A 19,459-nucleotide genomic window follows, 5' to 3' on the forward strand; every position below is an offset into this window, starting at 1 on the left:
AAAAGGTGGCGTGAATGAAATGAGGTGTTCATTTGGTGAGCAGTTTTGACTGGTCTGGCCTCATCACACTGAATGCCGTTCGTGGACCAGTATGGCGAGGGAGCTTGCTCCCGCTGGACTGCGAAGCAGGCCCGAAACCAGACTCGCGGTTCTGCAATTGAAATGCATCAAGCTGATTGCGACTGCTGCGCAGCCGAGCGGGAGCAAGCTCCCTCGCCACAATAAATACGCGTCAGCACTCCACGGCACTGACTGCCAGGCCACCGCGCGACGTTTCTTTATATTTGTCATGCATATCGGCGCCGGTATCGCGCATGGTGCGGATGACCCGGTCCAGGGAAATGAAGTGTTGACCGTCGCCACGCAGGGCCATTTGCGCCGCGTTGATCGCCTTCACCGCGGCAATCGCGTTGCGCTCGATGCACGGCACCTGCACCAGACCACCGACCGGATCGCAGGTCAGGCCCAGGTTGTGCTCCAGACCGATTTCCGCTGCGTTGCACAACTGTTCAGGGGTGGCGCCGAGAATCTCCGCCAGCCCCGCCGCCGCCATCGCGCAGGCCGAACCGACCTCGCCCTGGCAACCGACTTCGGCGCCAGAGATCGAAGCGTTCTTCTTGCACAGAATGCCGACCGCCGCCGCGCTGAGGAAATAGTCGACGACGTTGGCGTCGGTCACCGCCTCGCTGAACTTCATAAAGTAGTGCAACACCGCCGGGATGATCCCCGCCGCGCCGTTGGTCGGTGCGGTGACCATACGCCCGCCGGCAGCATTCTCTTCATTGACGGCCAGGGCGAACAGGTTGACCCACTCCATCGCGCTCAGGGTCGAGCCGATGACGTTGGGTTTGTTCAGTTCCTGCAGGCTGCGGTGCAACTTCGCCGCGCGCCGGCGCACGTTCAAGCCCCCGGGCAGAATGCCTTCGTGCTTGAGGCCCTGCTCGACGCAATCCTGCATCGCCCGCCACAGCTTCATCAGGCCGGCGCGGATTTCTTCTTCGCTGCGCCAGACCTTTTCGTTGGCCATCATCAGTTCGGCAACGCGCAGATTGTGCGTCTTGCACAGTTCCAGCAGCTCGACCGCACTGGAGAAGTCGTAGGGCAATTCGGTGCGATCCAGATCAACCACACCGCTGGCCGCTTGCGCCTCATCAACGACAAAGCCGCCGCCGATTGAATAGTAGGTGTCACGGTGCAGCTCACCGAACTCGCCTTCGGCAACCAGGGTCATGGCGTTGGGATGGAATGGCAGGTTTTCATCGATCAGGCGCATGTCCCGGGCCCAGACAAACGCCACCGACAGACGACCATCCAATAACAGCGTATGGGTTTCGCGCAGCGCCTGAATGCGCGGGCCGATCTGCGACGGGTCGATTGCGTCCGGCCACTCGCCCATCAGGCCCATGATCACCGCGTTATCGCTGCCGTGACCGACGCCGGTGGCCGACAGCGAACCGAACAACTGCACCTCGATGCGCCGCACCTGTTCCAGCTGATGCTTGCCGCGCAGCGACTCGACGAACAGCGCGGCGGCGCGCATCGGGCCGACGGTGTGGGAACTGGAAGGGCCGATGCCGATTTTGAACAGGTCGAAAACGCTGATAGCCATTGCTGCAGAGCTCCTGAGAATACCGGTCCGGGCGGCAAAAACGCCCGCTGGCGGAGCTGCTACGCTCAAGCTGCGATCCGCCGAATGCCGGCATCATCGGGCTTTTGTCGGCGCGCACGGCGTCTGACACCGACGCACTCATGTCCAGCAGCGTCGTTACGTTTTCGCCCCGCAAATACGCCGCTTTCATGCAGTTGTGCAGGTCATCGGAGGCGGAAAAAAGCTGTAAGCGACGTCACCGACACTGGAAGCGACCATCCCTGTACTGGATACGACCCTCCCTGTAGGCGTCAGATTTTCACTGGTACATGATCGGGTTGACTCGATTGCCAGGCGCTGCGGTAGAGCTGTCTTACGAACGCCACCAACCGCAACCCATAAGTGCGGTGGTCCACAGTCGGAACACTGCCAAAAAAAACACCAAGGAGTCCATCCATGAAAGGTTCCCCGTCGTTGTTGTTGGCCGCCCTGCTGAGTCTGCCGTTACTGGCGCAAGCCGCAGAACCGGCACAGTGCAGCCTCGTTAACTTCTCCGATGTCGGCTGGACCGACATCACCGCGACCACCGCCACCACTTCCGTCGTTCTCAACGCCCTCGGCTACAAGACCAAGACCACCATGATCTCCGTGCCCGTGACCTACAAGTCGCTGGCCGACGGCAAGAACATGGACGTGTTTCTCGGTAACTGGATGCCGACCATGGAGAACGACATCAAGCCGTACCGCGATGCCGGCACTGTCGACACCGTGCGCACCAACCTCAAGGGCGCCAAGTACACCCTCGCCGTGCCGCAAGCCCTGTACGACAAAGGCCTGCATGACTTCGCCGATATCGCCAAATTCAAGAAAGAGCTCGACGGCAAGATCTACGGCATCGAGCCGGGCAACGACGGCAACCGGCTGATCCAGAGCATGATCGACAAGGACGCCTTCGGCCTGAAAACCGCCGGCTTCAAGGTCGTCGAATCCTCCGAGGCCGGCATGCTCTCGCAAGTCGACCGGGCGCAGAAGCGCGACACCGCCGTGGTCTTCCTCGGCTGGGCGCCGCACCCGATGAACAAGCGTTTCAAGATTCAATACCTGACCGGCGGCGACGACTTCTTCGGCCCCGATTTCGGCGCAGCCACCGTGGCCACCAACACCCGCAAGGGTTACGCCGAAGAATGCAGCAATGTCGGTCAGCTGTTGAAAAACCTGGAGTTCACCGTCGACATGGAAAGTGAACTGATGGGCAACATCCTCGACGACAAGATGAAGCCTGACGCGGCCGCCAAGGCCTGGCTGAAAAAGAATCCACAGGTGCTCGAAACCTGGCTCGCTGGCGTGACCACCATTGACGGTAAACCAGGCCTGGAGGCCGTGAAAGCCAAGCTCGCGCCTTGATTCGAGGGGCATCGCTTATGCCGGGCAGGCGTGCCTGCCCGGGCTGTTAATTTCCTTGCATGCGGACGTTCACTACCATGCTGATTGATCAGAAAATACCTCTAGGCCAGTACATCGCGGGCTTCGTCGAATGGTTGACGCAACACGGCGCCAACACCTTCGACGCAATCGCCGTGACACTGGAAACGATGATCCACGGCGTGACGTTTGCGCTGACCTGGTTCAACCCACTGGTGCTGATTGGCCTGATTGCCATCATCGCCCATCTGATTCAACGCAAGTGGGGCCTGACCGCGTTTGTGGTCGCCTCGTTCCTGCTGATCCTCAATCTGGGGTACTGGCAGGAAACCATGGAAACCCTCGCCCAGGTGCTGTTCGCCACCCTGGTCTGCGTGTTGATCGGCGTGCCGCTGGGCATCGTCGCCGCGCACAAACCGATGTTCTACACCATGATGCGGCCGGTGCTCGATCTGATGCAGACCGTGCCGACCTTCGTTTACCTCATTCCTACCCTGACCCTCTTCGGGCTGGGTGTGGTACCGGGCCTGATCTCCACGGTGGTCTTCGCCATCGCGGCGCCGATCCGCCTGACCTACCTGGGCATCCGCGATGTCCCGCAAGAACTGATGGACGCCGGCAAGGCCTTCGGCTGCTCGCGTCGCCAATTGCTCTCAAGGATCGAACTGCCGCACGCCATGCCGAGCATCGCGGCCGGCATCACCCAGTGCATTATGCTGTCGCTGTCGATGGTGGTGATCGCGGCACTGGTCGGCGCCGACGGACTCGGCAAACCGGTGGTCAACGCACTGAACACTGCTGATATTGCGCTGGGCTTCGAAGCAGGCCTGGCAATCGTACTGCTGGCGATCATGCTCGACCGTATCTGCAAACAACCCGACGCCAAAGTAGGGGGTGACGCATGAGCATAATTCGCTTCGAAGACGTCGACGTAATCTTCTCCAAGGACCCGCGCGAGGCACTCAAGCTGCTCGATCAGGGCATGACCCGCAACGAGATCCTGAAGAAGACCGGTCAGATCGTCGGCGTGGAAAAAGCCACGCTGGACATCAACAAAGGCGAGATCTGCGTGCTGATGGGCCTCTCCGGCTCGGGCAAATCGAGCCTGCTGCGCTGCATCAACGGCCTCAACACCGTGAGCCGCGGCAAGCTGTTCGTCGAGCATGAAAACCGCCAGATCGATATCGCGTCCTGCACGCCCGCCGAGCTGAAGATGATGCGCACCAAGCGTATTGCGATGGTGTTCCAGAAGTTCGCCCTGATGCCTTGGCTGACGGTGCGCGAGAACATCAGTTTCGGCCTGGAGATGCAGGGCCGACCGGAGAAGGAACGCAAGAAACTGGTCGACGAGAAACTCGAACTGGTCGGCCTGACCCAATGGCGCAACAAGAAGCCTGATGAGCTATCCGGCGGCATGCAGCAGCGCGTCGGCCTCGCCCGCGCGCTGGCGATGGACGCCGATATTCTGCTGATGGACGAACCGTTCTCGGCGCTCGACCCGCTGATCCGCCAGGGTCTGCAGGACGAATTGCTGGAACTGCAACGCAAGTTGAGCAAGACCATCGTGTTTGTGAGCCACGACCTCGATGAAGCCCTCAAACTGGGCAGCCGCATCGCGATCATGAAGGACGGCCGGATCATCCAGTACAGCGTGCCGGAAGAAATCGTCCTCAACCCGGCGGACGACTACGTGCGGACCTTTGTCGCCCACACCAATCCGCTCAACGTGCTCTGCGGCCGCAGCCTGATGCGCACGCTGGACAAGTGCAAACGCATCAACGGCTCGGTGTGCCTCGATCCCGGCGGCGATTCGTGGCTGGACCTGGCCGAAGGCAACACCATAAAAGGCGCCCGGCAGAACGGTTCAGTACTGAACCTGCAGAACTGGGCACCTGGCCAAGCGGTGGAAGGCCTGGAGCGCAAGCCGACGCTGGTGGACTCGAACATCGGCATGCGTGACGCGCTGCAGATCCGTTATCAGACCGGCAACAAGCTGGTGCTGCACGATAACAATCATGTGGTGGGGATCCTCGGCGACAGCGAGCTGTATCACGCGTTGTTGGGCAAGAACCTCGGTTAAGGCGGGATAAAAAAAGGGATCGCGGTGAGCGATCCCTTTTTTATTGGGTCAGGGAAAAGCCCCTCACCCTAGCCCTCTCCCAGAGGGAGAGGGGACCGATCGGGGGATGCTGCAGATCTGCACCGACCTGATCTTGCTTTATCGAATCCATAATCGACTCGATCTCTCAGGTCGATGTATGACGCTAGACATCTCGGTCAGCTCCCTCTCCCTCCGGGAGAGGGCTGGGGTGAGGGTCAGCTTTTGACTTTAGCTATAAACCCGCCCCAACAACTGCCGATGGCTCTCGAACTGATCGAGCACATCCCGGGTAATCTGCTCCGGCGTAAAGCCCATCAAGTCGTAATCCTGACTGCCATTGTGCAGATACACCTCGGCCCGGTAATAACGCTGGCGCGCTTCATCCGATTGCGCCGATTCGGTCGGAGTCGCCAGATAGCCGTCCAGGCTCACTTCATAAACGAAAGGGTTGCCCTCTTCCATTTCGACCCGCACACCCATGCAACGCTTGGCCTTGCCCAACAGCGTCTGCACTTCAATCCCCTGATTGCGCAATTGTGCGGCCGCATCCTCCAGCGCCGGGGTGACATGTTTGTCCATGAAGCGCTGCACCACCGATTGGCTCGGCTGCAGATCCAGCTGAGTCAGGCGCTCGCTGAAACCACGGCGTCCGCGCTCGGCCAGTTGCGCTTGCTCCTGTTCGATCTGCACGTCCTGGCGCATCGCCTTGTGCAGGCCGAACATGAAGCAGATCAGCACCACCGAGAACGGCAGGCCGGCCAGCACGACCATGGTCTGCATGGCTTCGAAGTTGCCGGCGAACAGCAGGCCAATGGTCACCAGCGTGATTACCACCGACCAGAAAATCCGCAGCCAGTGCGGTGCGTCTTCATCGACGTTACCGCCCTTGCACGACAGGTTCGCCATCATCACCGCGCCGGAGTCGGCCGGGGTCAGGAACAGCACGAAGCCGACGAAGATCGACACACCGATGACGACTTTCGACGCCGGGTAATGCTCAAGCAACTGATAAATCGCCATCGACGGCTGTTCCAGCGCCGTCTTGCCCAACTCCACCGCGCCCTGATTCATCACCAGATCCAGCGCTGAGTTACCGAAGATCGACAGCCACGCCAAGGTGAAGCCCAGCGGAATCAGCAGCACGCCAGCGACCAGTTCCCGCACGCTGCGGCCACGGGAAATCCGCGCGATGAACATGCCCACGAATGGCGCCCAGGAAATCCACCATGCCCAGTAGAACAGGGTCCACAGCCCGAGCCAGCGGTCGGACTTGGCGCTGTCGCCTTCATAGACGTACAGGTCGAAAGTCTTCAACACGACGCCGTTGAGGTAGTCACCGATGTTCTGCACAAAGCCGTTGAGCAAGTGCAGGGTCGGGCCGAACAACAGGACGAAAATCAGCAGGCCGCTGAACAGCACGATGTTCAGGTTGGACAGGCGACGAATGCCGTTTTCCACACCCGACACGGCGGCGATGGTCGCCACGGTGCTCATGACGATGATGACGATCAGCAGGTTGGTGTTGCTGTGCTCCATGCCGAACAGGTTCTCCAGCCCGGACGACACTTGCAGCGAGCCAATCCCCAGGTTGGTCACCAGACCCAGCAGCGTTACGAACATGCCGAAGCCGTCTACCGCGTGCCCGGCCGCGCCCTTGACCCAGCGCTCGCCGACCAGCGGATACAGTGCCGAACGCAGCGCCAGCGGCTGGTTATGCCGATAGGCAAAATACGCCACGGCCAGACCGACCAGTGCGTAGATCGCCCAGCCGTGCAGGCCCCAGTGCAGGAACGTCAGTTGCACTGCCTGCCGCGCGGCCAGGTTGCTGGCCGACGTGCCTTCCGGCGGATTGAAATAGTGATCCAGCGGCTCGGACGCGCCGAAGTACAACAGCGAAATGCCGATGCCTGACGAGAACAGCATCCCCGCCCAGGCGCCGTAACTGAAATCCGGGGTGTCGTCCTTGCTGCCCAGTTTGAGTTTGCCGTACGAGGAAAACGCCAGGCCGACCACGAACACCAGGTAGGCGGCGATCACCACCATGTAGTACCAGCCGAAGCTGCGCGACAACCAGGCCTGGGCCATCCCCAACATTCTGCCGGCCTCTTGCGGGGCGATGATCAGAATGGCGGTCAACAACAGAATCAGCGCGGTCGAGGTGTAGAACACCCAACCGTTGACCGTCACCTTCTCGGGCGGGGTCTTTATTAGCGAGGCAGAACTCATGGCACAAATGCTCCAGGCAGTGCGAGAGAAGAACACAAGGCATCACGGAACCCGACCAATCGGTTAGTTGGCAGCCGACCGGCGGGTGATATAAAGACACTCCGAAAAAAGCCCGAACCTGCCGAAATGGCGTTACGTATTCGCTTTCGTGGCCAGAGGTGCCGGACGTTCATCCGAAACCTGGCCCCGAGCGTCTTGCCCTTTCAACACGTCCTTCGAATCACGAACCGCGCCATGCCCCACGCAGGTTTCGAGCCGTTTCAGGTGTCGTTTTTTATCGTCATCACGCGTAGGAATTTTCTGTAGGCAGCGACGAATTGTCGCAGATCTTATTCTTTGTTGATTGAACGTTCAATCAAAACAAAATAGACTGGCCCTCAATCCGATCGGCGTCATTCGCCCCTCGGAAGGCCTAAGGAGATGTGCAAGATGCCCAAGGTCGGTATGCAACCCATCCGCCGCCAACAACTGATCGAAGCCACTTTGCAGGCCGTCGATCAGGTCGGAATGGGGGACGCCAGCATTGCGCTGATCGCCCGTTTGGCCGGTGTCTCGAATGGCATCATCAGTCATTACTTTCAGGACAAGAACGGCCTGATCGCCGCCACGATGCGGTACCTGATGACCGCCCTCAGCGAGAGCGTCACCGCGCGCCGTCAGGCGCTGGCAGATGACAGCCCACGGGCGCATCTGCAGGTGATCATCGAAGGCAACTTCGACGCCAGCCAGGTCAATGGCCCGGCAATGAAAACCTGGCTGGCCTTCTGGGCCACCAGCATGCACCAGCCGTCTTTGCACAGGTTGCAGCGGATCAACGATCACCGTCTGTATTCCAACCTGTGCTGCCAGTTCCGCCGTGTGCTGCCGCTCGAAGATGCGCGCAGTGCGGCCCGGGGTCTGGCAGCGTTGATTGACGGCTTGTGGTTGCGCGGCGCGCTGTCGGGAGACGCTTTCGACACGGCGCAGGCGCAACAGATCGCTTACGAATACATGGATTTCCAATTGGCCAAGCAGGTGAGCTAGAGCACACAGAAACGCTCAGCCCCTGAACTCCACCGCAGCGTCATCGCGGTGGTCAACGCCAACCACCAATGCACTTGCGAGGACACTATGGCCCGTTTCGAACTGCAAAAACTCTACATCGATGGCGCGTATACCGATGCCGGCAGCGACGCCACCTTCGAAGCCATCAACCCGGCGAACGGTGAAGTCCTCGCACTGGTGCAGCGTGCGACCAAGGACGACGTCGAGCGCGCCGTGGTCAGCGCCGAAAAGGGTCAGAAAATCTGGGCCGCGATGACCGCCATGGAGCGTTCGCGCATCCTGCGTCGCGCCGTCGACATCCTGCGCGAGCGCAACGATGAACTGGCCGCGCTGGAAACCCTGGACACCGGCAAATCCTTCTCCGAAACCAAATACGTCGACATCGTCACCGGCGCCGACGTGCTGGAATACTACGCAGGCCTGGTGCCCGCCATCGAAGGCGAGCAGATCCCGCTGCGTGACACCTCTTTCGTTTACACCCGTCGCGAGCCGCTGGGTGTGGTCGCCGGTATCGGCGCGTGGAACTACCCGATCCAGATCGCGCTGTGGAAATCCGCTCCAGCCCTGGCGGCCGGTAACGCGATGATCTTCAAGCCAAGCGAAGTCACCTCGTTGACCACCCTGAAACTGGCCGAGATCTACACCGAAGCCGGCGTGCCGAACGGCGTGTTCAACGTCCTGACCGGCAGCGGCCGCGAAGTCGGCACCTGGCTGACCGAGCACCCGCGCATCGAAAAAATCTCCTTCACCGGCGGCACCGACACCGGCAAGAAAGTCATGGCCAGCGCCTCGGCTTCGTCGCTGAAAGACGTGACCATGGAACTGGGCGGCAAGTCGCCGCTGATCATCTTTGACGACGCCGACCTCGATCGCGCCGCCGATACCGCGATGATGGCCAACTTCTACAGCTCCGGTCAGGTCTGCACCAACGGCACTCGCGTGTTCGTACCGGCGCACCTGAAAGCTGCGTTCGAAGCCAAGATCGTTGAACGCGTTGCACGCATCCGCGTCGGCAACCCGGAAGACGAAAACACCAACTTCGGCCCGCTGGTCAGCTTCGCCCATATGGAAAGCGTGCTGGCCTATATCGAAAAAGGTAAAGAACAAGGCGCCCGCGTCCTGTGCGGCGGCGGTCGTCTGACCGACGGCGAATTCGCCAAAGGCGCGTTCGTTGCACCGACCGTGTTCACCGATTGCAGCGACGACATGACCATCGTCCGCGAAGAAATCTTCGGCCCGGTCATGGCGATCCTCTCCTACGAAACCGAAGAAGAAGTGATCCGCCGCGCCAACGACACCGACTTCGGCTTGGCCGCCGGTATCGTCACCAAAGACCTGAACCGCGCCCACCGCGTGATTCATCAACTGGAAGCCGGTATCTGCTGGATCAACGCCTGGGGCGAGTCCGACGCGAAAATGCCGGTCGGCGGCTACAAGCAGTCGGGCGTGGGCCGTGAGAACGGGATCAGCTCGCTGAATAACTTCACCCGGATCAAATCGGTACAGGTCGAGCTGGGCGATTACGTCTCGGTGTTCTGATCTGCCGCAACGCTGAAGTCGGGGCCCTTGTGGCGAGGGAGCTTGCTCCCGCCGGGCTGCGAAGCGGCCCCGACTGCAGACACCGCAGTTATCCAGACAGAACTCAGTTGCAGGCTTTGCGACTGCTGCGCAGCCGAGCGGGAGCAAGCTCCCTCGCCACAGCAAGTGGCCACTCGGCAGCCTGACCACATTTAAAGAGGGTGCATTCAATGTCCCAAGAATTCGATTACATCATCATAGGTGCCGGCTCGGCCGGTAACACCCTGGCGACCCGTCTGACTGAAGACGAAGGCGTCACCGTTCTGCTGCTCGAAGCCGGGGGCCCGGATTACCGCCTCGACTTCCGCACGCAGATGCCCGCCGCGCTGGCGTTCCCGCTGCAGGGTCGTCGCTACAACTGGGCCTATGAAACCGATCCAGAGCCACATATGGACGGTCGCCGGATGGAATGCGGTCGCGGCAAGGGCCTCGGCGGTTCTTCGCTGATCAACGGCATGTGCTACATCCGTGGCAACGCCATGGACTACGACGGCTGGGCGAAACTGCCGGGCCTGGAAGACTGGTCGTACCTCGATTGCCTGCCGTACTTCCGCAAAGCCGAAACCCGTGACATCGGCCCGAACGATTACCACGGTGGCGAAGGCCCGGTCAGCGTGACCACGCCGAAAGCCGGCAACAACCCGCTGTTCCACGCCATGGTTGAAGCCGGCGTGCAGGCCGGTTACCCGCGTACCGAAGACCTCAACGGTTACCAGCAGGAAGGCTTCGGCCCGATGGACCGCACCGTGACGCCGAACGGCCGCCGTGCTTCCACCGCCCGTGGCTACCTCGACATCGCCAAAAAACGCTCGACCCTGACCATCGTCACCCACGCCCTGACCGACAAGATTCTGTTTGAAGGCAAGCGTGCGGTCGGCGTGCGTTACCTGATCGGCGACGCAGAAGAGCGCGTTGAAGCCAAGGCGCGCAAAGAAGTGCTGCTGTGCTCCGGCGCCATCGCTTCGCCGCAGATTCTGCAGCGCTCCGGCGTCGGCCCGGCGAAACTGCTGGAAAGCCTCGACATTCCGGTGGTTCACGACCTGCCGGGCGTCGGTGAAAACCTGCAGGATCACCTTGAGCTGTACCTGCAATACGCCTGCACCCAACCGGTCTCGCTGTACCCGTCGCTGCTCTGGTACAACCAGCCGGCGATCGGTGCCGAGTGGCTGTTCAACGGCACCGGCATCGGTGCCAGCAACCAGTTCGAGGCCGGCGGTTTCATTCGTTCGCGTCCGGAATTCGAGTGGCCGAACATCCAGTACCACTTCCTGCCGGTGGCGATTAACTACAACGGCAGCAACGGTGTGAAAGAACACGGTTTCCAGGCGCACATGGGTTCCATGCGCTCGCCGAGCCGTGGCCGCGTCCAGGTCAAATCCAAGGACCCGCGCCAGCACCCGAGCATCCTGTTCAACTACATGGCTACCGAGCAGGACTGGCAGGAATTTCGCGACGGCATCCGCCTGACCCGCGAAATCATGCAGCAGCCGGCACTGGACGCGTTCCGTGGTCGCGAAATCAGCCCGGGCATCGAAGTGCAAACCGATGAGCAGCTCGACAAGTTCATCCGCGAGCACGCCGAAACCGCGTTCCACCCGTCCTGCTCGTGCAAGATGGGCACCGACGAGATGGCCGTGGTCGATGGCGAAGGTCGTGTGCACGGCATGCAGAGCCTGCGCGTGGTCGATGCCTCGATCATGCCGATCATCACCACCGGCAACCTCAACGCACCGACGATCATGATGGCGGAGAAAATCGCCGACAAGATCCGTGGTCGCAAACCGCTGCCGCGCAGCAACGCTGCGTACTACGTCGCGAACGGCGCGCCGGTCAAAGGCAAGCCGATGCGGGATATCACACCGGTTACCCAGTAAGTCGTAAGACCTAGGCGCGACCTTCGCGAGCAGGCTCGCTCCCACATTGGAATGCATTTCAACTGTGGGAGCGAGCCTGCTCGCGAAGGGGCCCTCAGATTCAGCACAAATTCCCCCGCTGCACAGTAAAACCTCCTACACCCCCTCTTCACTTGATCCTACCCCCACGCGGGCCTACTCTAGACCTCGCTCAACCGTTTCACCCCTCCCCGCTGTCGCCCTGCCGCTACTCCATTACAAGGAGGTTCCCGAATGTTCGATTTCCACCCCCAGCTCAAGCAGCGCTTCGCTGCCTTGCGCACGGGCGCTGAATTTTTTTCCCTGCGGTATGTGCGCGAGTCCGGGCAGTATCTGTCGGTGCGCAAGAACGTCGCCGAACCGCCGAGCCTGCGCCGCGACGAAGGGGCGATGCTCACCGTGCGGGTCAATGGCGTCGAAGCCTACGCGGCGACCAACGATCTTTCGCAACAGGGCCTGCAAGCTGCCGTCGAACGCGCCGAGCAACAGGCCCGGCGGCTCAAGCCGCACGCCTTGCTCGATCTGCGCGAGCAGCCGGTTTCCAGCGATCGCGCCGATTATTTTTCGCCTAACCTCAAACAGCCCTTCCCGTCCCTGAGCGAATGCTTCGAGCTGCTCGGCGCGGAATCCGCCTCGGTGCCCAAGGATGAGCGCCTGGTCAATTGGCAAGTGAGCATCGGCATCACTCACGTCGAGCAGATTTATTTGAGCAGCGCTGGCGCCGAACTGCGTCAGGCCCAGCGCTTCGTCTATCCGGGCCTCGACGTCACGGCCTACGACGGCAACGACAGCCAGACCCGTAGCCTGGGCCGGGAGAATTTCGGCCAACAGGGTGGCGCCGATGTCATCAGCCGTTGCGGACTGGTCGGTGCCGGCCCGCAAGTGGCCGATCAGGCCCTGCAACTGCTGCTCGCGCCGAACACCCCGCAAGGCCCGCGCGATCTGCTGCTGATGCCCGATCAGATGATGCTGCAGATCCACGAGTCCATCGGCCACCCGCTGGAGCTCGACCGGATCCTGGGTGATGAGCGCAATTACGCCGGCACCAGTTTCGTCAAAACCAGCGATTTCGGCAGCCTGCAATACGGCTCCAGGCTGCTCAACGTAACCTTCGATCCGGACATTCCCGAAGAACTCGCCAGCTACGGCCATGACGACGACGGCACTGCGGCCAGCAAGCAATTCCTGATTCGCGACGGCCTGCTGCTGCGGCCACTGGGCGGAGCGCTGTCGCAATATCGCGCCGGCCTCGATGGCGTCGCCAACAGCCGCGCCTGCGGCTGGAACCGCCCGCCGATCGACCGCATGGCCAACCTCAACATCGAGCCCGGCGATCAGAGCCTGGAGCAGATGATCGGCGGTATCGAGCACGGCATTCTGATGAGCACCAACCGTTCGTGGTCGATCGACGATGCGCGCAACAAATTCCAGTTCGGCTGCGAATGGGGCCAGCTGATCGAGAACGGTGAACTTAAAGGCGTGGTGAAAAATCCCAACTACCGGGCGATTTCCGCGCACTTCTGGAAGAGCCTGCGCGCCGTCGGCGATGCCAGCACCGTCAAGGTGCTGGGCACGCCGAACTGCGGCAAGGGCGAACCGAACCAGGTGATTCGCGTCGGCCACGCTTCGCCGGCCTGCGTATTCAGCAACATTGATGTGTTTGGGGGAGACGCCTGATGAGCATTTCGAAGCGTCAGTCCGACGCCTTCAAGGTCATGGTCAACTGGCTGCGCGACAGCGTGCGCGAGCCGGAACAGTTCACGCTCAGCTACGCCGCCGAAGCCTCGGCGTTCGTGCGCTTCAATCACGCCAAGGTGCGCCAGGCCGGGCAGGTGCAACAGGCCAACGTCGGCCTGAAACTGATCAACGACGGTCGCCACGCCGACCTGCAGATCACCTTGTCCGGGGATCAGGAAGCCGATTTGCAACGGCTCGCCGAGGGCCTGCAGCAATTGCGCGAAACCCTGCCGCTGCTGCCGCAGGATCCGTATCTGCTGCTCAATCACAACAGTTGGCAGAGCACGCACGTACAAGCGCATCCGCTGCCGGACACCGAAGATGTCGTCGGGCAAATCTGCGCCGCCGCTGAAGGTCTCGACCTGGTCGGTTTTTATGCTGCCGGTCCGATCAGCCGCGGTTTCGCCAGTTCCGCCGGCGCGTTCGGCTGGCATGAAGCCAACAGCTTCAATTTCGACTTCAGCCTGTTCCATGAAAATGGCGAAGCGGTGAAGGCCAGTTACGCCGGGCACGACTGGAGCGACGAGGGTTTCGCCAGGCGTTTCGCCCAAGCCCGCGAACAGCTTGAGTTTCTCGGCCGACCGTTACGCACCCTGGCGCCTGGTCAGTACCGTGCCTATCTGGCGCCGGCGGCGCTGGAAGAAATCATGGGCATGCTCAGTTGGGGCGGCTTTTCTGCGCAATCGATCGCCAGCAAGAGCAGTCCGTTGCAGAAGCTCTACGTCGGCGATCAGGCATTCAGCCCGTTGCTGTCGCTGGATGAGAAAGTCAGTGAGTCGCTGAGCCCGGCGTTCTCCGCCGAAGGCTATCCGCGCAGCGATCTGCGTCTGATCATCGAGGGCAAGGCCGGGGATCAACTGGTCGGCTCGCGCAGCGCTGCCGAATATGGTCTGGCGGCGAACGGTGCGGGCGGCGGCGAGATGCCCAGCGCGTTGAACATGGCGGCAGGTGATTTGTCGCAGCAAGAGATCCTCAAGCAGTTGGGCACCGGGCTGTACATCAGCAACCTGTGGTACCTGAACTACTCGGACCAACCGGCGGCGCGTATGACCGGCATGACCCGTTTCGCGACTTTCTGGGTCGAGAACGGCGAGATCCAGGCGCCGGTCAGCACCATGCGTTTCGATGACAGCGCCTACAACCTGCTCGGTTCGCAGCTGGAAGCGTTGACCACCGAGCGCGAACTGCTGCTGTCGGCGAGCACCTACAGCCAGCGCAATACCTCGTCGGCGTTGTTGCCGGGAGCGTTGGTCAGCCGACTGACCTTGACCCTGTAAATCGCCCCCCGGTGAGGGGGGGCACACTCAACTGTGGCGAGGGAGCTTGCTCCCGCTGGGTTGCGAAGCGACCCCAAAGCCGGAGCTCACGGTGTTCCAGTAATACCGCGCTGGCCGGATTCACGACGGCTGCGCCGCCGACCGGGAGCAAGCTCCCTCGCCACAGAGTTCCATTCAGACCGACAAGCCGGATTAACCACCTTCAGAGGTTCCATGCCCAACCGCCCGCCTCTCGACGCCATCACCGCACGCTGGTTGCCGTGGGTCGTCGCCATTGCGTTCTTCATGCAGTCCCTCGACGGGACCATCCTCAACACCGCGCTGCCGGCCATGGCCAGCGATCTCGCCGAAGACCCGTTGCGCATGCAGGGCGTGATCATCGCCTACATGCTCACCGTCGCCCTGTTGATCCCGGCGTCAGGCTGGATCGCCGACCGCTTCGGCACCAAGAAAATCTTCTTCGGTGCGATCCTGCTGTTCAGTTTCGGCTCGCTGCTCTGCGCCCTGTCCAGCAGCCTGAGCATGCTCATCGGGGCGCGGGTGATCCAGGGCCTCGGCGGTGCGCTGATGTTGCCGGTGGGGCGGCTGGTGGTGCTGCGCGCCTATCCGCGTTCGGAACTGGTGCGGATCATGGGTTTCATCACCATTCCCGGCCTGCTCGGCCCGCTGATCGGCCCGACCATGGGCGGCTGGATGGTGGAATACGTAACGTGGCACTGGATCTTCCTGATCAATCTGCCCGTCGGGGTCATCGGTTGTTATGCGGTGTGGAAATTCATTCCTGACCTGCGCGGCACGGAGCGCACGCGTTTCGATAGCCTCGGCTTTCTGCTGTTCGGCGCGGCGATGATCCTCATCACCATTGCCATGGAAGGCCTTGGCGAACTGCACTTGCCGCACCTGCGGGTGATGTTGCTGCTGTTCGCCGGCATGGCCTGTCTGGCGGCGTACTGGCTGCGCGCCGGGCATATCGAGAATCCGCTGTTCGCGCCGTCACTGTTCAAGACCCGCACCTTCGCCGTCGGCATTCTCGGCAACCTGTTCGCACGACTGGGCAGCGGTGCCCTGCCGTTTCTTGTGCCGTTGTTGCTGCAAGTGGCGTTGGGCTATTCGCCCTCGCAAGCCGGGATGAGCATGTTGCCGCTGGCCGCTGCGGCGATGATCGCCAAGTGGGTCGCCCGACCGCTGATCGAACGCCTCGGCTATCGCATCGTCCTCACCGGCAACACGCTGGCACTGGGGATCATGCTGGCGAGCATGGGCCTGGTCAGCGAGCAGACGCCGTACTGGCTGCTGCTGTGCCTGCTGGCGGTGCTGGGGGCGATCAATTCGCTGCAATTCACCGCGATGAACACCGTGACCCTGATCGACCTCGACGATGCCAGCGCCAGCAGCGGCAACAGTTTGCTCTCGGTGGTCGCGCAATTGTCGCTGAGCCTCGGCGTGGCCTGCGCCGGCGCGCTGCTCGGCGGCTTCACTGCCAAGGTCGGCAACGACGGCGTAGAAACCGTACTCGGCGCGTTCCAGCTGACCTTCGTTACGGTCGGCGTGATGGCGATGCTCGCGGCAACGATCTTCTCGCAGCTGTCGAAGGAAGACGGCCGGCGCGCTAAACGTCCACAAGAACACATCGAACACTGATTCCGCTGAAGGACTCCCTGTAGGAGCTGCCGAAGGCTGCGATCTTTTGATCTTGTTTTTTAAAGAAAAATCAAAAGATCGCAGCCTTCGGCAGCTCCTACAGGGGAGTGTGGTCCCTCACACAGACTGATCTCCAGTCAGAGAAACTCTGGGGCTGTTCGTCCAGAACTGTCGAGGAAACTGGCACGGGGCTGCTACACTGCGCGACATTTTGTTTTGCAGGCCAGTCCCGTGACCACCATCGCCACCGCTTTTAATACTCTGCCGCTGTCCGCCGCCATGCTGGCTAACCTCGAATCACTCGGTTATGCCCAGATGACGCCGATCCAGGCGCAGAGCTTGCCGGTGATCCTCAAGGGGATGGACCTGATCGCCCAGGCCAAGACCGGCAGCGGCAAGACCGCCGCGTTCGGCATCGGCCTGCTCAACCCGATCAATCCGCGCTACTTCGGTTGCCAGGCGCTGGTGATCTGCCCGACTCGTGAGCTGGCTGACCAGGTGGCCAAGGAAGTCCGTCGTCTGGCCCGCGCCGAAGACAACATCAAGGTCCTGACCCTCTGCGGTGGCGTGTCGTTCGGCCCGCAGATCGCTTCGCTGGAGCATGGCGCGCATATCATCGTCGGCACCCCGGGGCGCATTCAGCAGCACCTGCGCAAGGGTTCGCTGGTGCTCGATGGTCTGAACACGCTGATCCTCGACGAAGCCGACCGCATGCTCGACATGGGTTTCTACGACGCCATCGAAGACATCATCATCAAGACCCCGGAGCGTCGCCAGACTCTGCTGTTCTCCGCGACCTACCCGGTGGGCATCAAGCAACTGGCCTCGAAATTCATGCGCGATCCGCAGACCGTCAAGGCTGAAGCCTTCCACGACGACACGCAGATCGAACAGCGCTTCTACGAAATTTCCCCGGAAGAGCGCATGAGCGCAGTGACCAAAGTCCTGCACCACTTCCGTCCGGCGTCCTGCGTGGCGTTCTGCTTCACCAAGCAGCAAGTGCAGGAAACCGTTGATCACCTGACCGCCAAAGGCATTTCCGCCGTCGGCCTGCACGGCGATCTGGAACAGCGTGACCGCGATCAGGTGCTGGCGATGTTCGCCAACCGCAGCACCTCGGTGCTGGTTGCCACCGACGTCGCAGCCCGTGGTCTGGATATCGATGCGCTGGACATGGTGATCAACGTCGAGCTGGCGCGGGATTCGGAAATCCACATCCACCGCGTCGGCCGTACCGGTCGCGCGGGCGAGAAAGGCATTGCCATCAGCCTCGTCGCGCCGTCTGAGGCTCATCGTGCGCAAGCCATCGAACAACTGCAGAAAGCGCCACTGAACTGGGATCAGATCGACAACCTCAAGTCCCAGGGCCTGGCACCGCTGCAACCACCGATGACCACCCTGTGCATCGGCGCTGGCCGTAAAGACAAGGTGCGTCCAGGCGACATTCTTGGCGCATTGACTGGCGAAGCGGGCATTCCCGGTGCGCAGGTTGGCAAGATTGCGATCTTCGATTTCCAGGCCTATGTCGCTGTCGAGCGCACCGTGGCCATGCAGGCCTTGCAGCGTCTGAACGACGGCAAGATCAAGGGCCGCTCGTTGCGCGTACGCATTCTCTAAGCGATCTTCCATCCAAAGGAGATCCCCTGTGGGAGCGAGCCTGCTCGCGAATGCAATCGGTCAGTCGACATCATTGTTGAATGACACAGCGCTTTCGCGAGCAGGCTCGCTCCCACAGTTTGTGTTGTAGCGAGCCACCAAGAGGACACCGTTTTGCGCTCTACCGAAGTCGTGATCATTGGCGCTGGCGCCGCCGGCTTGATGTGTGCCCTGACTGCCGCCGGGCGCGGGCGTCAGGTGTTGCTGCTTGACCACGCGAACAAGGCGGGGAAGAAAATCCTCATGTCCGGCGGTGGCCGCTGCAATTTCACCAACATGTACACCGAACCGAGCAATTTCCTCTCGCAGAATCCGCATTTCTGCAAATCCGCGCTGGCGCGTTACACCCAGTGGGATTTCATCGGTCTGGTCGGCAAACACGGCGTCCCGTACCACGAGAAGAAACTCGGCCAGCTGTTCTGCGATAACAAATCCAGCGACATCCTCGAAATGCTCCTGACCGAGTGCGATCAGGCCGGTGTCGAACTGCACCTCGACACGTCGATCCAGACTATCGAGAAGGTCGAAAGCGGTTACTTGCTCGACACCACCCTCGGTCAGGTTCAATGCCAGTCGCTGGTGATCGCCACGGGCGGCTTGTCGATCCCGACGCTGGGCGCCACCGGGTTCGGTTATCAGGTCGCTAAACAGTTCGGCCATGAACTGCTGCCGACCCGCGCCGGACTGGTGCCGTTCACCATCACCGACCAGCTCAAGGATTTGTGCACAGAGCTGTCCGGCACCTCGGTGGATTGCCTGGTCAGTTGCAACGAGCAGAGCTTTCGCGAAAACATCCTGTTCACTCACCGCGGCCTCAGCGGCCCGGCGATCCTGCAGATTTCCTCGTTCTGGGAGCCCGGCGACACAGTGGAGATCAATCTGCTGCCGGACCACGATGCGGCGACGTGGCTGCAAGAGCAAGTCGCCGAACGTCCGAACAGCGAGTTGAAAACCTTGCTTGGCGAAATCTTCACCAAGAAGATGGCCAATCTGCTGGCGGACAACTGGTTTGTCTCCAAACCGATGAAGCAGTACACCCACGCTGAACTGGCGCAGATTGCCGAGAAGCTTGGCAGCTGGAAGGTTGTGCCGGCGGGGACTGAAGGCTATCGCACGGCTGAGGTGACTCTGGGTGGCGTCGATACCCGCGAAGTGTCCTCGAAGACCATGGAATCGCTGAAAAGCCCGGGCCTGTATTTCATCGGCGAAGTGCTCGACGTCACCGGGCACCTGGGCGGCTTCAACTTTCAGTGGGCCTGGGCCTCCGGCTACGCCGCTGCGCAGTACGTTTGATCCA

General features: G+C 61.3%; 13 protein-coding genes. 11 read left to right on the forward strand and 2 right to left on the reverse strand.

The genetic code is table 11. The annotated features are described in order from the left end of the window. Positions 1-232: 232 nt before the first annotated feature. The gene (locus BLU71_RS19800) at positions 233-1,609 is read right to left on the reverse strand and encodes an L-serine ammonia-lyase (RefSeq protein ID WP_083353733.1); all 1,377 of its coding nucleotides are present in this window, start codon (positions 1,607-1,609) and stop codon (positions 233-235) included. Between the two features lie 435 nt (positions 1,610-2,044). Here BLU71_RS19800 and BLU71_RS19805 point away from each other — a divergent pair, with 435 nt between their 5' ends. The 3 genes from BLU71_RS19805 (at position 2,045) to choV (ending at position 5,090) form a co-directional block, all read left to right on the forward strand. Continuing rightward, entirely contained in the window at positions 2,045-2,992 is a 948-nt protein-coding gene (locus tag BLU71_RS19805; protein WP_064365331.1) for a choline ABC transporter substrate-binding protein, read from the forward strand. 77 nt (positions 2,993-3,069) lie between these two features. Next, on the forward strand, positions 3,070-3,915 hold the full coding sequence (choW, locus tag BLU71_RS19810; RefSeq protein WP_016772805.1) for a choline ABC transporter permease subunit: 846 nt from the start codon (positions 3,070-3,072) through the stop codon (positions 3,913-3,915). Beyond that, a complete protein-coding gene (gene choV, locus BLU71_RS19815; protein ID WP_016772804.1) occupies positions 3,912-5,090 on the forward strand; it encodes a choline ABC transporter ATP-binding protein in 1,179 nt (392 codons plus the stop codon). Before choW ends, choV begins: the two co-directional genes overlap by 4 nt. A gap of 249 nt (positions 5,091-5,339) precedes the next feature. Here choV and BLU71_RS19820 read toward each other — a convergent pair whose 3' ends face one another. After that, positions 5,340-7,280 (reverse strand): BCCT family transporter, encoded by a 1,941-nt coding sequence (locus tag BLU71_RS19820; RefSeq protein ID WP_223259140.1) that lies wholly within the window; start codon positions 7,278-7,280, stop codon positions 5,340-5,342. A gap of 486 nt (positions 7,281-7,766) precedes the next feature. On the opposite strand from BLU71_RS19820, the gene betI reads away from it, so the two are divergent. The 8 genes from betI (at position 7,767) to BLU71_RS19860 (ending at position 19,455) form a co-directional block, all read left to right on the forward strand. Further along, positions 7,767-8,360, forward strand: coding sequence for a transcriptional regulator BetI (betI, locus tag BLU71_RS19825; protein ID WP_042561476.1), 594 nt, complete (start codon positions 7,767-7,769; stop codon positions 8,358-8,360). 87 nt (positions 8,361-8,447) lie between these two features. Then, positions 8,448-9,920, forward strand: a complete 1,473-nt coding sequence (betB, locus tag BLU71_RS19830; protein WP_042606621.1) for a betaine-aldehyde dehydrogenase — start codon at positions 8,448-8,450, stop codon at positions 9,918-9,920. A 209-nt stretch (positions 9,921-10,129) separates the two neighbouring features. Beyond that, positions 10,130-11,833, forward strand: a complete 1,704-nt coding sequence (gene betA, locus BLU71_RS19835) for a choline dehydrogenase (protein WP_064365333.1) — start codon at positions 10,130-10,132, stop codon at positions 11,831-11,833. A gap of 252 nt (positions 11,834-12,085) precedes the next feature. Then, positions 12,086-13,528: a TldD/PmbA family protein gene (locus BLU71_RS19840; RefSeq protein ID WP_083353734.1), complete on the forward strand. Its 1,443-nt coding sequence runs from the start codon at positions 12,086-12,088 to the stop codon at positions 13,526-13,528. After that, the gene (locus BLU71_RS19845) at positions 13,528-14,865 is read left to right on the forward strand and encodes a TldD/PmbA family protein (protein WP_042606618.1); all 1,338 of its coding nucleotides are present in this window, start codon (positions 13,528-13,530) and stop codon (positions 14,863-14,865) included. The genes BLU71_RS19840 and BLU71_RS19845 overlap by 1 nt, the downstream gene beginning before the upstream one ends. Before the next feature lie 213 nt (positions 14,866-15,078). Beyond that, a complete protein-coding gene (gene mdtD, locus BLU71_RS19850) occupies positions 15,079-16,506 on the forward strand; it encodes a multidrug transporter subunit MdtD (RefSeq protein WP_042606617.1) in 1,428 nt (475 codons plus the stop codon). A 231-nt stretch (positions 16,507-16,737) separates the two neighbouring features. Then, a complete protein-coding gene (gene dbpA, locus BLU71_RS19855) occupies positions 16,738-18,123 on the forward strand; it encodes an ATP-dependent RNA helicase DbpA (protein WP_024014613.1) in 1,386 nt (461 codons plus the stop codon). A gap of 153 nt (positions 18,124-18,276) precedes the next feature. Beyond that, a complete protein-coding gene (locus BLU71_RS19860) occupies positions 18,277-19,455 on the forward strand; it encodes an NAD(P)/FAD-dependent oxidoreductase (RefSeq protein WP_083353735.1) in 1,179 nt (392 codons plus the stop codon). The last annotated feature ends 4 nt before the right edge of the window (positions 19,456-19,459 follow it).

It is taken from the genome of Pseudomonas moraviensis, assembly GCF_900105805.1.
GTDB lineage: Bacteria > Pseudomonadota > Gammaproteobacteria > Pseudomonadales > Pseudomonadaceae > Aquipseudomonas > Aquipseudomonas moraviensis_A.

Coding starts and splice junctions, on each gene's coding strand:
- BLU71_RS19800 (WP_083353733.1), bottom strand. CDS start 1,609: ATGGCTATCAGCGTTTTCGACCTGTTCAAAATCGGCATCGGCCCTTCC.
- BLU71_RS19805 (WP_064365331.1), top strand. CDS start 2,045: ATGAAAGGTTCCCCGTCGTTGTTGTTGGCCGCCCTGCTGAGTCTGCCG.
- choW (WP_016772805.1), top strand. CDS start 3,070: ATGCTGATTGATCAGAAAATACCTCTAGGCCAGTACATCGCGGGCTTC.
- choV (WP_016772804.1), top strand. CDS start 3,912: ATGAGCATAATTCGCTTCGAAGACGTCGACGTAATCTTCTCCAAGGAC.
- betI (WP_042561476.1), top strand. CDS start 7,767: ATGCCCAAGGTCGGTATGCAACCCATCCGCCGCCAACAACTGATCGAA.
- betB (WP_042606621.1), top strand. CDS start 8,448: ATGGCCCGTTTCGAACTGCAAAAACTCTACATCGATGGCGCGTATACC.
- betA (WP_064365333.1), top strand. CDS start 10,130: ATGTCCCAAGAATTCGATTACATCATCATAGGTGCCGGCTCGGCCGGT.
- BLU71_RS19840 (WP_083353734.1), top strand. CDS start 12,086: ATGTTCGATTTCCACCCCCAGCTCAAGCAGCGCTTCGCTGCCTTGCGC.
- BLU71_RS19845 (WP_042606618.1), top strand. CDS start 13,528: ATGAGCATTTCGAAGCGTCAGTCCGACGCCTTCAAGGTCATGGTCAAC.
- mdtD (WP_042606617.1), top strand. CDS start 15,079: ATGCCCAACCGCCCGCCTCTCGACGCCATCACCGCACGCTGGTTGCCG.